Annotated in this window: 13 protein-coding genes; 1 reads left to right on the plus strand and 12 read right to left on the minus strand. The window is 45.3% G+C overall.

The annotated features are described in order from the left end of the window. Nucleotides 1-36 precede the first annotated feature (36 nt). From MHI32_RS21350 to MHI32_RS21375, 6 genes are all read right to left on the minus strand, one after another. Nucleotides 37-699: a response regulator transcription factor gene (locus MHI32_RS21350; protein ID WP_076219667.1), complete on the minus strand. Its 663-nt coding sequence runs from the start codon at nt 697-699 to the stop codon at nt 37-39. A 37-nt stretch (nt 700-736) separates the two neighbouring features. Next, nucleotides 737-3,667 (minus strand): PAS domain S-box protein, encoded by a 2,931-nt coding sequence (locus MHI32_RS21355; RefSeq protein ID WP_340010783.1) that lies wholly within the window; start codon nt 3,665-3,667, stop codon nt 737-739. A 96-nt stretch (nt 3,668-3,763) separates the two neighbouring features. Beyond that, nucleotides 3,764-4,519: an RNA polymerase sporulation sigma factor SigF gene (gene sigF / locus MHI32_RS21360; protein WP_036676059.1), complete on the minus strand. Its 756-nt coding sequence runs from the start codon at nt 4,517-4,519 to the stop codon at nt 3,764-3,766. A gap of 11 nt (nt 4,520-4,530) precedes the next feature. Further along, a complete protein-coding gene (spoIIAB, locus tag MHI32_RS21365) occupies nt 4,531-4,986 on the minus strand; it encodes an anti-sigma F factor (protein WP_036676058.1) in 456 nt (151 codons plus the stop codon). After that, entirely contained in the window at nt 4,983-5,336 is a 354-nt protein-coding gene (gene spoIIAA / locus MHI32_RS21370) for an anti-sigma F factor antagonist (protein WP_036676057.1), read from the minus strand. The genes spoIIAB and spoIIAA overlap by 4 nt, the downstream gene beginning before the upstream one ends. A 175-nt stretch (nt 5,337-5,511) precedes the next feature. Beyond that, nucleotides 5,512-6,648 carry a D-alanyl-D-alanine carboxypeptidase family protein gene (locus tag MHI32_RS21375; protein ID WP_256715834.1) on the minus strand — a complete coding sequence of 379 codons (1,137 nt, stop codon included), beginning with the start codon at nt 6,646-6,648 and terminating at the stop codon, nt 5,512-5,514. 374 nt (nt 6,649-7,022) lie between these two features. Between MHI32_RS21375 and MHI32_RS21380 the strand changes: the two genes are divergently transcribed. Next, nucleotides 7,023-8,036: a serine hydrolase gene (locus MHI32_RS21380; protein WP_340010784.1), complete on the plus strand. Its 1,014-nt coding sequence runs from the start codon at nt 7,023-7,025 to the stop codon at nt 8,034-8,036. A gap of 110 nt (nt 8,037-8,146) precedes the next feature. Here the strand turns inward: MHI32_RS21380 and MHI32_RS21385 are convergent, their stop codons facing one another. The 6 genes from MHI32_RS21385 to MHI32_RS21410 all read right to left on the minus strand — a co-directional run bounded on the left by MHI32_RS21385 (nt 8,147) and on the right by MHI32_RS21410 (nt 13,843). Next, entirely contained in the window at nt 8,147-9,478 is a 1,332-nt protein-coding gene (locus MHI32_RS21385; protein WP_340010786.1) for a pyrimidine-nucleoside phosphorylase, read from the minus strand. Between the two features lie 161 nt (nt 9,479-9,639). After that, nucleotides 9,640-10,458, minus strand: coding sequence for a purine-nucleoside phosphorylase (locus MHI32_RS21390; protein WP_036676055.1), 819 nt, complete (start codon nt 10,456-10,458; stop codon nt 9,640-9,642). A gap of 49 nt (nt 10,459-10,507) precedes the next feature. Then, the gene (deoB, locus tag MHI32_RS21395) at nt 10,508-11,686 is read right to left on the minus strand and encodes a phosphopentomutase (protein ID WP_076129494.1); all 1,179 of its coding nucleotides are present in this window, start codon (nt 11,684-11,686) and stop codon (nt 10,508-10,510) included. Nucleotides 11,687-11,928: 242 nt separating this feature from the next. Further along, nucleotides 11,929-12,822 (minus strand): site-specific tyrosine recombinase XerD, encoded by an 894-nt coding sequence (gene xerD / locus MHI32_RS21400; RefSeq protein WP_076184121.1) that lies wholly within the window; start codon nt 12,820-12,822, stop codon nt 11,929-11,931. A gap of 159 nt (nt 12,823-12,981) precedes the next feature. Further along, on the minus strand, nt 12,982-13,215 hold the full coding sequence (locus tag MHI32_RS21405) for a DUF4227 family protein (RefSeq protein ID WP_036676052.1): 234 nt from the start codon (nt 13,213-13,215) through the stop codon (nt 12,982-12,984). Between the two features lie 163 nt (nt 13,216-13,378). Next, a complete protein-coding gene (locus MHI32_RS21410) occupies nt 13,379-13,843 on the minus strand; it encodes a Fur family transcriptional regulator (protein ID WP_036676051.1) in 465 nt (154 codons plus the stop codon). Nucleotides 13,844-13,863 lie beyond the last annotated feature (20 nt).

The following is a 13,863-nucleotide window of genomic DNA, read 5'->3' on the forward strand; positions in this document are numbered from 1 at the left end:
GAACGGGATTTTGATCTATTTGTTTGTTACGAATTTTCATAGTGAATTGTTGAAATCGGACTCCTTCAATATGCCCAGTCGTTTAGCTTTTATTGCCGCTTCAATTCTTGATTTCACATTTAGTTTTTGGAACAGACTCGTTAAACTGTATTCCAGCGATCGTTGACTCATAAGTACAATCTCTGCTATTTCCTTGTTGCTTTTTCCTTTTGCAATCTCTGTCAGCATTTCATGCTCTTTTTTGCTTATCTTCGGGTTTGCTTGGTCAATATTAATCTCCATTCCTTTAGGTGATACTTTTCTTAACTGTTTAACTAGGGTATGAGGCAAAATGACATCTCCCCTTAAAGCACAACGCACTGCTGCAACCAACTGCTCTCTATTGGTCGTTTTTGAAATAAATCCAAACAAACCCGATTCGATCATCAAGTTGAATTTGTTTGTAATTTCGTATCCGGTGTAGATTAAGATAATCGCGTCTGCGTTTATTTTTAAGACTTCCTTCGCCAAATCAATCCCATTCCCATCAGCGATATGAAGATCAAACAGCATCACGTCAAACGTATGGCTACCCACCATGTTAAGCGCCTCATGGGCTGAATTGGCTAGGGTAACCTCCATATCTCCCTCTTGTTCCAGTATCATCTTAGTCCCTTCCATGACAGAGGGATGGTCGTCCACTAACAAAATTCGAATCATGCCTAATACACCCCTATCCCCTTATTATGCCCCATGATTAATCTGCAGGTATGGATATAAAGACAGCTAATCCCTTATTCTCTGGCGAAAGAAATCGTATGGTCCCATCCATACTGCGAACCCTTTCTTTCATCCCATAAATCCCCATGCTCTTAAGAGAATCCTCTCCTAAAAGGCTCGTTCCAATTCCGTTATCTTCATAATCCAAAAGCACCTGTTGCCCTTCGCTAGCTAAGGAGATACGTACTTCTGTGGCACAAGAATGTTTAGCTGCGTTAGCCAAAAGTTCCTGCACAATACGGTACAGACCTATTAGAATCTCGTCTTTTAACTTATGCTTGAAAGCTGTTGACTCAAAATAAATCTGATAGTCGTTCCGCAGCTGAGCAAATTCAAACAACGTCTCAAGTGAGGAAGCAAGCCCCTCATTGATTAATGCTGGTGGCCTAAGCTCATTGCAGATCATCCGCAGTTCATAGATAACATCGAGTAAACCTTCTGTGATCTGTTCTAGCTGCTCCTTTAGTTCCCCCGTAACGGATTTATCACTTAAAAAATTATCAAGCTTACGATACCAGATGATCTGTTCTTGAAGGGCTGAATCATGTAGATCTTGAGCAAGCCGTTTGCGTTCATTCTCGGATAAATTAAACATAAAGCGCAGCAACCATGTCGGAGCTTGCTCGGAAGCCGCTAACTCAAGGTCCTTAGTTAGATCTTCTATGAGCAAAAAATTATCAAATAACACACTAACATAACGGGTAATCGTCTTCAGCCACACTCGAACAGAACTTATTTCTAATAAAATAGACTTCTCATTAATGGATAGAATATAGCTTTTTCTTCGGAACTCTCCGATCTTAAGTGAATAGCCCCGCTCGGTCTCAATAATCTCGCATATTTTATCATGGTTATCTTCAACTTCAACCATACAAATATTGGTAACCCGCAAGACCTCTCTAACTTCTTTCAGTAATCGTTGTTCCATGTGACTGATCTTCATCGCACCAAACAAATCTTGCGAGAATTGATCAAGACTCATCTGTAAGTTGAAATACCTTTCCTCGCTGTTCCGAATGATCTGCTCTGTAAGCTGTCTTTCCACCTCAATTTTTTTTCGATCACTGATATCCCTAAAGATAGAGATACATGCAACCTTACCCTTGTATAGAATTGAGCTAGCTGTTACTTCTACATCGATAATAGATCCATCTGACCGCACGACCTTTTGTTCAACAGGAGCTAATATCCGATTGGGTCCATAATAGATTTCACGCATCCGATCTCTAGCCAGCGTTATATAGTCCGGGTGGGCCCAATTAAAAATAGAGGTGCCAATCAATTGATCCTCACTACAAACTCCAAACAATCCTAAACAGGAAAAATTCACATAAAGGAATTTATATTCACTATGGAGTACTACCGCTTCAGGTGACATATCAATAAGCAGCCGATTGAGTTCCTCGCTTTCTCTAAGTTCACTCTCCATCTGGACCCTTTTTGTAATGTCTCTCGCTACGATCACAATACTAACTACTTCTCCATCCTCACCAAGAACAGGTGTACCCAAGCATTCCAGGTCTATAATGTGACCTTTGATGTGAATAAACCGATTGTAAAACATCTTACATACTTTTGTCCGAAAAATATCCAAGATCTGTTCCCGCAACACTTCTTGTTCATCAGGATGAATATACTCCAAAATAGTTGTGTTCTTTATTGAACCTACAGGAAGCCCAATAATTTTCTCACAAGAGGACGAAGCAATAATGAAGTTCCCTTGCTGATCCAGAACCCCAATCATATCCTCCATATTCTCTGTAATAAGCCTGTACTCCGCCTCCCGCTGAGCCAGCCGCTTTTCCACCTCCACAGATGCAGTGATATCTCTTGCGATAACAAAGGTACCTACAATTTGATTGTTTTCATGTACAGGGATGTTTTTCATCGACCAATGGTTAACTAATCCATTCTCGCGGACAGAAGTAACCGTGTAATGCTGCAGAACTCCGCCAACCGTTTTCTCAAAATAATCAGACATCATATGCGAATTCTCTGCGCCAAATAAATTCACAATGGATAAGTTCTCTCCGAATCTATTAAAAGCTTCTCCAGTAATTTGCTCTGCCGCTGGATTGATAGCCACAATGCTGCCCTGCAGATCCAATTCACACACGATATCTGGATTATGGTCAAACAGGGATTTGTAGCGCTGCTCACTTTTTAATAGAACCTCTTGCATCTGCTTTTTTTCCGTATGATCGATTAAGATCCCATTGAGCCGTACCACTGCCCCTGTCTCATCCATACTGGGAATGATCCTGACTTGGACCCATCGGAGTTCACCGCTGGCATGGATGATCCGATATTCACTGAGATTGCTTATTCCTTGCCCCACTGTAGTTATAATCTCTTGAATTAAAGGCCGCTCTTCTTTAGGAGCAATTCTTAGCCAAAAGTCATCTTCCTTCGCCTGTTCTGCTGAATATCCCGTGATATTGAGAATGGCATCCGATATGAATAACATTTTCCGTGATACGTAGTCGTATGACCAAATCGCCACATCGATCGTAGCAAACATCTGCTGATACAGAGAAAAGCTACTCTCTAACTGGGCTTGAGCATTTTTTTGTTCCGTGATATCTATGATGACGCCATCTATTCGACAAACCTTATGCTCTTGATTAAAAACGGGCGTGCCTATACTTTGAACCCACTTCAGCGCTTTTGCAGGTAACTGCATACGATACTCAAGATTACATAGGTGACCAGAGTATAATTTATCTATATACGCATCAAAGCGTTCAAGATCCTCACCGTACACATATTCACGTAAAAAATTGGGGTTATGCGTTAAAGCATGATCTGAACAGTCCACCCATTTCTCCAAAACATTCGACATTGTCAGCAAATTCGCTTCCATGTCAATAGACCATGAGGTCATATCCTTGTCGCCAAGTGAATGCATATTGAGATTCCCTCCACATAAAAAGCCCCCCCTTTTCGGGGCGGCTTTTTCTTCCTATTCGCTATTTCGCAAGCGTCTTTACATTTTAGCCATTATCTACTGAGCAATCTGCTCGCGGATATTCTGCAATATTTTCTTCTCCAGCCGGGATACCTGGACTTGAGAAATCCCAAGGCGACTGGCAACCTCTGACTGCGTTTGGTCACGGTAATATCGAAGATAAACAATCAGCCGTTCACGCTCGCTGAGACCTCCGATAGCCTCATTCAGTGCCAGCTTATCAAACCAGCGTTCCTGTGATTCATCAGCGATTTGATCAATCAGTGTGATCGGGTCGCCATCATTCTCGAACACCGTCTCATGAATCGAGGTCGGTGGCTTGTTAGCTTCCTGAGCAAATACCACTTCTTCAGGGGTAACCCCCAGTGCCTCAGCAACTTCACCGATGGTAGGCAGACGGTCCAGCGTCTTAGACATTTCATCCTTCATCTTGCGGACCTTATTAGCCATCTCCTTAAGAGAACGGCTAACTTTCAAGGTTCCATCGTCGCGAAGGAAACGCTGAATCTCGCCAATGATCATCGGCACGGCATAAGTGGAGAATTTGACCTCATAGCTGAGGTCGAACTTATCAACGGACTTCAAGAGCCCGATGCAACCGATCTGGAACAAATCGTCAGGTTCATACCCGCGGTTCATAAACCGCTGCACTACCGACCAGACCAACCGGATATTGCAGCTAACTAGTGTGTCTCGGGCAAGATTATCTCCGGCCTGACTGAGCGCGATAAGACGTTTGACCTCCGCATCGTCCAAATAGGTCGGCGGAGCTTTTTTTGACTCTGCATCCATGGCTCCAACCCCTAATTGTATAAAGCTTTTTTCGAAACGATGGTTTTCTTCATTGAGATCGAAGTGCCGTGTCCCGGTTCACTAGTGACTTCAAATTCATCCATGAAATTCTCCATAATGGTAAAGCCCATGCCCGACCGCTCCAGCTCTGGCTTTGAGGTATATAGCGGCTGTTGTGCCAACTCCAAATCCTCAATGCCCCGTCCCTGATCCTCAATGGTTAAATGTACCGTTTCGTTGTCCAGCGAAGCTGAAATAGTCACAATACCTTCCGGATCACTATCATACCCATGAATAATACAATTGGTGACCGCCTCCGACACGACTGTCTTCAGATCATTCAGCTCGTCCATTGTAGGATCAAGCCTAGAAACGAACGCCGCTACAACTACACGCGCGAATGATTCGTTCTCCGAGAGTGCAGCGAACTGCACGTTCATGAAGTTACCAGCCTTACCATTTGTCATAACGCAACCTCCAAATCCGAGAGTGCAGTGCTCTCGTCGTCATATAGGGGCATGATCTTGAACAGGCCTGACATTTCCAGAAGTCGCTTCACAGGTGCCGTTGCATCACACACCACCATTTTGCCGCCTTTACTATGGATCAGTTTATACCTTCCCAGAATTACGCCGAGACCCGAACTGTCCATAAACTGCAGATGCTTAAGGCTAAGGATCAAATGCGATACCTGACCCCGCATAATCGCTTCATCCATATCCATTCTTACAAAATCGGCGGCATGATGATCGAGTTCCCCAGATAAACGGACAATCAGCACACCCCTGTGATGCTCCATTTCCACATTAGAATTCATGCTTGCCACTCTCCTCTTCGTTGCTTTGAAAACTTGGCCTTAAGAGACAGTACCCATTCTCTTCAAGGACAAGGTTTCTACGTGGCAAATCAGGAATCCTGCCTCACGACAAAACTAGAAGAAAACCCCTATGAATCTACAAAGCACATGGGCGCAATCTACAAAAAAGCTCTTTTTAATCCATGCCGAACATCGAGCCTGTTGTACGTTTAAAGAGCTTCCACCAGCCTGCTTTTGCCACAGCTTCCCCTGCTTTAAGTTCATACTCTTTAATCACTTGGGTTCCTTGGTAGACAACCAGCTTGCCTATGGACTGGCCTTCAGCCACTGGTGCCTTCACGCTTTCTGGAAGTACTAGTTCGTGACGAATGCCTTCTTGCGTCACACCTTTTTTCAAAAGAACACTATACGTCTCTTTCGCCGTAATCGGCAGCTCGGACTTCACACCCTTCTCAATCTTAAGGGTACCGATAGCGTCCCCTTCTTTGTGAATAGTGTGGATCTTATATTGCGAAAAGAGATAGTCAAACATGCCCGACACTTCACTGTTCCGTGTCTTCGTGTTCGGCTCACCCAGCACAACAGCAACAGCACGCAGACCGTCTCTTGCAGCCGTAGCGGATAAGCAGAATTTTGCTTCAGCGGTATATCCTGTTTTCAGTCCATCAGCGCCTGTATAGAAACGTACAAGCTTGTTCGTGTTTACCAACCAGAATGGTTTGGTGGAATCCTTACGCAGATAATCCTGATAGGAACCGGTATATTTGATAATTCTATCATGCTTTAAAAGCTCCCGGCTAATTACCGCAATATCGTAGGCTGAGGAATAGTGATTAGCAGCTGGAAGACCGTTGCAATTGGCAAAGTGGGTATCTTTCAGACCCAGCTCTTCCGCTCTTTTATTCATCAGATCGACAAAAGCGCTCTCCGAACCCGCTATTTTCTCTGCCATTGCCACAGATGCATCATTACCGGAGGCCATAGCGATGCCTTTGAGCATCTCATCCACCGACATTTCTTCACCAGGCTCCAGGAAAATTTGCGATCCGCCCATCGATGCGGCATATTCACTCGTGCGCACCTTATCCGTCAGTTGCAGTCTTCCTTCATCCAGTGCTTCCACCGTAAGCAGCATCGTCATAATCTTCGTAATACTTGCGGGAGGCAGCTTATCATGGCTGTTCTTTTCATAAATAATAGTGCCAGTGCCTGCATCCATCAAAATCGCTGAACGCGCACCAGGCGCAAGATCTACAGCGGCAGCATTACTGCCAGAATTCTTGCTTTTTTCCTCAGCATAAGCACCTGACATCGGTCCTAGAACCGACACAACGATACAGAGCACAAGCACAGCAAAACGCATTTTTCTCACAATGGTTCCCCTCCTGAACGTTAACCTTCATATCACAGGTACTGTGTTCCAGTTTCGTCAGAAAGGGTGGAAATTATTCCATTTCCAAGTAAATAACTATAATAATTTATCGCAAGAAGTAATGATGTTGTCAATAAAAAAAAGCCCAGCAGCAGTTGCAGAGCATTTTTATTATAGGGGAGATCAAAAGTTAATTCAATTTTTAAGTATTTCCAATTTTTCCGTACTCATTTAACCCCCCTTTAAAGGAAAATGTAATATTTTAACGAATGGTATTTAAGAACTTAACTGCTTATAGAGGAGTGAATATACAGATGAACCACCTTGCAGATTGTATTGAAGCAGAAGCTAAACAGAACAATTTCTCTGGTGTAGTGCTGGTACAACAACCTGATAAAAAAGTCATCAGCAGTTGTTACGGTTATGCCAATAAGTCGGATAAGCGCGAAAACAATATTCATACTCGGTTCGGCATTGCTTCCGGGTGTAAAATATTTACCGCGATCGCTGTCTGCCAGCTGGTCGATCAGGGATTGATTTCTTTTGAAAGTAGACTATTAGATTATCTGAAAAAGGTAGAGTTCCCTCTCTTTAGTCCCGACATCACCATACATCAGCTGCTTACGCATAGCTCTGGTATTCCGGATTATTTTGATGAAACAATTATGGATGATTTCGAGGATCTGTGGAAGGCACGGCCTATGTACACCTTGCGACAGCTTGAGGATTTTGTGCCGATGTTCCGAACCCTTCCCATGATGTGGACTCCTGGCGAACGTTTCCACTACAACAATGCCGGCTATATCGTGCTAGGCCTTCTGGTGGAGGAATTGAGTGGAATGACTTTTTCCGAGTATGTAGAGCAGCACATCTTTAAGCCTTGCGGAATGGAGCAATCCGGTTACTTTACGTTAGATGCCTTACCTGCCAACTGTGCACTAGGATACATAGAGGAAGAGAACGGTAACTGGAGAACCAACATCTACTCAATCCCGGTAAAGGGAGGCGCTGACGGTGGTGCTTTCGTCACTGCCCCCGACATGCAGCTATTCTGGAGCGGGTTAATGAACCATACATTATTGAGTCCAGTACTCACTTCATTATTGCTTACTCCCCATGTACATGTGGATGGCGAAGGCTATTATGGTTATGGTGTATGGATTACCCTCCGCGAAGAAAAAGTGTTCAAATTTCACATTATGGGCTATGATCCCGGTGTTTCCTTCCGGTCGGCTATCTATCCAGCTAGTGGCGAGACTGTAGTCGTATTATGTAATATAAGCAGCGGGGCTTCGCAGATTTTCAATAAGATCAATAATCAGTTATAAATATTGCACCATTGAACAAAACGCAAAGCAGCGACCTTCCCGATATGGGAGGATCGCTGCTTTGTTGTCTGTTTACGGCCATAGCCATGACAATATTTATGTTGCCTTGACTAGTACCGTGTTACCCCATCTTTAGTAACAAGTGCAAATACCAGAGGTTGGGCAGGAACAGGTTCAGAAGTGATACGGTAGGCTTCTAACACCTTACCTTCAGCTTCCTCTACTTTCTTCTCACTGGCATCATTGATATGCAAGACTGCAAGCGTCTCGCCGATCTCTACAGCATCTCCAACCTTTTTAGAAAGTTGAATCCCCACAGCCAGATCGATTACGGATTCCTTAGTTTCACGTCCAGCTCCAAGCAGCATAGCTGCAACGCCAATTTCCTCGGCCTGAATACCTTCTATGAATCCTTTGCTTTTTGCTTTCACTTCAATGAATCGCTTAGCCGTAGGGAGCTTCTCCGGAGAATCAATTTGCGATACATCTCCACCTTGTGCCTTTACGATTTGTTTGAACTTCTCTAGCGCACTGCCATCTTCAATATGCGTCATAAGAATCGAACGTGCCTCCGTTTCATCCTTGGCTTTGCCGCCAAGAACAAGCATCTGGCTGCCCAGAATAAGACAGACCTCCTGCAGATCCTTCGGACCGTGACCCTTCAAGGTCTCGATTCCTTCCTTAATTTCCAACGCATTTCCGATCCCGTAACCAAGCGGCTGGTCCATATCACTGATAATCGCAACGGTATTCCGACCCAGATGCGTTCCAATGTCAACCATCGCCTGAGCGAGTGCTATAGAATCATCCAGCGTCTTCATAAAAGCACCGCTGCCTGTTTTGACATCCAACACGATCGCATCTGCACCTGCTGCAATCTTCTTGCTCATCACAGAGCTTGCAATAAGGGGGATGGATTCAACTGTTGCAGTTACATCCCGAAGGGCGTACAGCTTTTTGTCTGCGGGTGTAATGTTGCCCGACTGGCCGATCACGGCAGCCCCGATCTCCCCTACTTGGTCAAAGAAACGCTCACGAGCCATCTCGATAGAGAAACCACTGATGGACTCCAGCTTATCGAGCGTGCCTCCAGTGTGCCCAAGTCCGCGGCCGGACATCTTCGCTACCGGTACTCCAGCAGAAGCTACCAAGGGTGCCAGTACTACAGTTGTTTTATCGCCCACTCCGCCTGTGGAGTGTTTATCAACCTTAATGCCTGCAATTGGGCTAAGATCTACTTGATCGCCGGACATCGCCATTTCCATCGTTAGATCGCCGGTTTCCCGCGCGTTCATGCCTTGGAAATAAACAGCCATTGCCCATGCAGAGAGCTGATAATCAGGCACTTCACCTTTACTGTAGCCCTGTATTAAAAAGGAAATTTCCTCACGACTCAGCTCTCCACCATCTCTTTTTTTCTGAATAATATCGACAGCTCTCATATTACACCTGCACTTCACGGACAATTGCGCGAGCAAGTCCGATAAATTTTGGTCTAGTCAAATTAGTTACCTTCATTATCTGTTCAAACGTCAATGGCTCAAGCTCATTCACTTGTGTCATATATTGGACCTCCCAAAAATTCATAATGCAGTACCCGAAATTACATTTTCGGAATAAAGCCCAACACCAGCTTCAGGAAACGCTCACGCACACGATCTGCAGTTTCCATAACCTCTTCATGGTTGAGCGGTTGATCCAGAATTCCCGCAGCCATGTTAGTAATACAGGAGATACCCAATACCTCGATACCTGCATGCCGGGCAACAATGGTTTCCGACACAGTAGACATGCCCACAGCGTCAGCCCCTAGATGACGAAGCATTACGATTTCAGCAGGTGTTTCGTAGCAAGGTCCCAGCAGACCTGCATATACGCCTTCTTTGAATTCGAAATTCTGCTGCGCTGCCGTTTCCTTCGCTACCTTGATCAGGCGGCGGCTATAAGCGGTTGACATATCCGGGAAGCGCACGCCCAGTGCAGGATCATTAGGTCCTATTAACGGGTTCCGTCCCGTCATATTCAGATGATCCGTAAGGAGCATAAGATCGCCCGGCGTGAAATCTGTGTTCACTCCACCAGCAGCATTAGTTACTAATAGGCTGGCTATACCAAGTTCTTTCATAACCCGAACAGGGAATGCCGTAACCTCCGGTCCATAACCCTCATACATATGAAAGCGGCCCTTCATCATCACGACACGGCGTCCTTCAATCATACCGATCAGCAGTTCTCCCTCATGCCCTTCTACAGTGGACACAGGGAAGTGAGGAATCTCATCATATGGAATGCTGATTCCATCGGTGATCAGATCTGCAAGCACACCGAGTCCTGAACCAAGGATCAATCCAATTTCCGGAGCCACCGGACATTTGTCTTTTATATAAATGGCTGCTTCTTGAATTTCTTTTTGAGTTAACATGCTATGGATGATCCTCCTTAATGAATGTTGTGGCGCAACCCACATTCTTTTATTGCAGTTTCGCTAAAAAGCTTGTCCCATACTGCGGCGCCTTCGCACCGAAATTATCAGCAATGGTTGCAGCAACATCCGAGAAGGTCTCACGAATACCCAAGCTATCTGGATGCTTAAGGCGTGGGCTGTAAATAAGCAGCGGCACATATTCACGAGTATGATCTGTTCCACTATGGATTGGATCATTCCCATGATCTGCTGAAATAATCAACAGGTCATCTTCACCAAGCGTGGATAGAATTTCAGGCAACGCCTGATCGAATACTTCCAGTGCATGACCGTATCCTTCCGGATCGCGACGGTGTCCATATAAAGAGTCAAAATCCACCAGATTCGTGAACAGCAACCCGTTGAACGGTTGGCGAAGCTGCTCAATGGTAACTTCGATACCATGTTCATTGCTCTTCGTAGGGTAAGAAGCTGTAACCCCTTCACCTGTGAAAATATCGTTGATCTTTCCTACCGCGATAACATCTTTTCCGATATCAGCCAGCGAATTCATTACCGTTGGTTCCGGTGGTTTCACGGCATAATCATGGCGATTCGAGGTCCGTACGAACTTTCCTGGTTCGCCAACATATGGACGAGCAATAACGCGCCCTACGGAGAATTCAGGAGCCATAGTTAGCTCACGGGCGATTTTACACGCGCTGTATAGCTCTTCCAGTGGAATGATATCTTCATGTGCCGCAAGCTGGAATACACTGTCCGCAGAGGTGTACACAATCCAAGCTCCGGTCTTCATCTGCTCTTCGCCATATTCAACTAAAATTTCCGTACCGGAAGCCGGTTTATTACCGATCACTTTCCGGCCAGTTGCTGCTTCGAATTTCTCAATCAATTCTGCCGGAAATCCATCCGGATACGTATTGAATGGAACCTCAATTTTCAGCCCCATCAGCTCCCAGTGCCCGGTCATCGTATCCTTACCTACAGATACTTCCTGCATCTTGCCATAATATCCAGTTGGTGAAGCTACAGGTTCAAGCGGCGGCAGCGGAGCAATATTAGCTAATCCTAACTGCTGAAGGTTAGGCAGTTTTAATCCGGGAACACGGTTCAAAATATGGCCAAGCGTATGCGACCCTGCATCACCAAAATTCGCAGCATCTGGAGCTTCTCCGATACCTACACTATCCAAAACAATAAAACCAATTCGTTTAAATGAGGACATATTGTCTTCACTCCTTTTTTAATATAGATCGTTCGTTCATTCGTTTGCACCAACAAGAAGAAACGGCTGTACCTTCTCCCGGAAGTCAGACGCTTCCGTAGCTAGCGATACAATGTATCGCCTGTCAGGTATCCGTTTCTGCCAAAGGATAACCTGTGGAAAATTACCCATTCCCCAGTCTATCCTATAAGTATGATTCCATCATAACTATCTTACTCACAAAAAGCATCTTTGAAGCATGATCAGCGAGCTCTGGGATGATGGCTCTCATATACTTCCTTCATATTCTTACGCGCGATACCGTTATAAATCTGAGTCGTCGAAATATCAGCATGACCCAGCATTTGTTGTACGGAACGCAAATCCGCTCCACCTTCCAGTAAATGGGCGGCAAAGGAATGCCTAAGCGTATGCGGTGTAATATCCTGCTCAATGTTTGCTTCCCGAGCGTATTTTTTTATGATTTTCCAGAACCCCTGGCGGGTTAAACGCCCACCTAGGCTATTCAGGAACATGGCCGGCTCCTCCTGATGATCACGAAGCAGCTTGTCCCGCATAAGAGAAGTGTAAGCTGCTACACTCTCTGCAGCAATGGTTCCGATGGGAACCACTCGTTCCTTGCCCGAAGTCCCTGTACAGCGCGCAAACTTCATGTCTGTATGCACATCGTCTACGTTAAGAGAAATTAATTCAGAAACCTTTATCCCCGTTGCGTAGAGCAATTCCAGCATAGCCTTATCGCGCATCCCTTGTGCTGTACTCACATCTGGAGCAGCTAGCAGCCGCTCAACCTCCGAAACCGCAAGCACCATAGGTGGCTTCTTATCGGGCTTCATAGTTTCCATGTCCAGTGTTGGATCCTGCTCAATTAAACGTTCCTTCAGCAAATAATGAAAAAAGGCCCGCAGGGACACCGCGTTTCTGTTGAGCGTTGCAGTGGCTCTTCCCGCTCCGCGTAAGGAGCCAAGATATAACATCACATGAGATCTTCGGATTTCTTCAGGCTGCTCAACCCCCCGCTCTTCAGCAAACTCTAGAAACTGCGATACATCCCTACCGTAAGATTCCAGTGTATTCGGCGACAAGCCTTTATCTCCGGACAAATAATGTAAAAAAGGCTGCAAGTGTGACTTCATTATTTCACGCTCCTGTCCTGGCGCAGCTACTCTTAGTGTCTTCCTGCAGCACATTCAGCATGAGGCTTTAGCAGATGTGTACACAACGCTTACTCTGCATAAATCCACCCTAGCTTTCTTCGACATTCTTCTCGCTTGTTCCTGCTTCCTGCGTAGCTTTCATTCTCCGAACCAGTAATAGAAACGCAAGCGCTGCCGTGCATCCAGACCATCATCACCAACCTCGGCGTGATCAAATGCCCGAACAGCGGTGCCTTCAGGAATTCCATAATTCTCTATCGGACTGAGCCATTCCCCTAGCCAGCTCATAGCATAGTAGAGTAAATAGCTTAGAGCCACAAACATGATCATAAAATACAGCTTACGCACTGTTTTGGGCACAGAAACAATCATAAGGACGCCTCCTATTACATATAAATGAATTCTGCTCGTCCTTCATTTTATGCTCCAAAAAAGGCTGATATGTATGGCTCTAATAGACTAATCATTTAAAAAGCCCCCTCCGGTATAGGAACCGGGGAGGACTTGTGAAGTTAATTCTTAATATAAGATAACTTTAGGATGGATTTCCGTCTGTATTGTTCTTATCAGTACAGCGGTAGCAAATCCCATGGAAATCAAGTCTATGATCAAGCACTGTGAAATTAAACTCTTTCTCCAGTCGCTCTTCCAGCGGACCGAGCCAATCCTCGCGAATCTCATCCATACTGCCGCATTGCACACAAATTAAGTGATGATGATGATGCTTCGCAGTATCTGTTCGCAAATCATACCGGGCTACACCGTCGCCGAAATTGATCTTTTCTACGACATGAAGCTCACTGAGAAGTTCGAGGGTACGATACACAGTCGCAAGACCGATCTCGGGAGCTTTCTCCTTCACGAGCATAAATACGTCTTCCGCGCTAAGATGATCTTCCTCATTCTCCAGCAGCACTCTTAAGGTCGCTTCCCGTTGGGGTGTAAGCTTGTATCCTTGGGATTGTAACTGTTGCTTAATCTTGTCTATCCGTGCTTCCACCTGTCTCCCTCCCCCTTGGA

It is taken from the genome of Paenibacillus sp. FSL H7-0690, from assembly GCF_037980415.1.
In the GTDB taxonomy this organism is placed as follows: Bacteria; Bacillota; Bacilli; order Paenibacillales; family Paenibacillaceae; genus Paenibacillus_AQ; species Paenibacillus_AQ odorifer.

Excerpts from the sequence above, each read along its gene's own strand:
- MHI32_RS21350 (WP_076219667.1), bottom strand. The coding sequence starts at position 699 with ATGATTCGAATTTTGTTAGTGGACGACCATCCCTCTGTCATGGAAGGG.
- MHI32_RS21355 (WP_340010783.1), bottom strand. The coding sequence starts at position 3,667 with ATGCATTCACTTGGCGACAAGGATATGACCTCATGGTCTATTGACATG.
- sigF (WP_036676059.1), bottom strand. The coding sequence starts at position 4,519 with ATGGATGCAGAGTCAAAAAAAGCTCCGCCGACCTATTTGGACGATGCG.
- spoIIAB (WP_036676058.1), bottom strand. The coding sequence starts at position 4,986 with ATGACAAATGGTAAGGCTGGTAACTTCATGAACGTGCAGTTCGCTGCA.
- spoIIAA (WP_036676057.1), bottom strand. The coding sequence starts at position 5,336 with ATGAATTCTAATGTGGAAATGGAGCATCACAGGGGTGTGCTGATTGTC.
- MHI32_RS21375 (WP_256715834.1), bottom strand. The coding sequence starts at position 6,648 with ATGTCAGGTGCTTATGCTGAGGAAAAAAGCAAGAATTCTGGCAGTAAT.
- MHI32_RS21380 (WP_340010784.1), top strand. The coding sequence starts at position 7,023 with ATGAACCACCTTGCAGATTGTATTGAAGCAGAAGCTAAACAGAACAAT.
- MHI32_RS21385 (WP_340010786.1), bottom strand. The coding sequence starts at position 9,478 with ATGAGAGCTGTCGATATTATTCAGAAAAAAAGAGATGGTGGAGAGCTG.
- MHI32_RS21390 (WP_036676055.1), bottom strand. The coding sequence starts at position 10,458 with ATGTTAACTCAAAAAGAAATTCAAGAAGCAGCCATTTATATAAAAGAC.
- deoB (WP_076129494.1), bottom strand. The coding sequence starts at position 11,686 with ATGTCCTCATTTAAACGAATTGGTTTTATTGTTTTGGATAGTGTAGGT.
- xerD (WP_076184121.1), bottom strand. The coding sequence starts at position 12,822 with ATGAAGTCACACTTGCAGCCTTTTTTACATTATTTGTCCGGAGATAAA.
- MHI32_RS21405 (WP_036676052.1), bottom strand. The coding sequence starts at position 13,215 with ATGATTGTTTCTGTGCCCAAAACAGTGCGTAAGCTGTATTTTATGATC.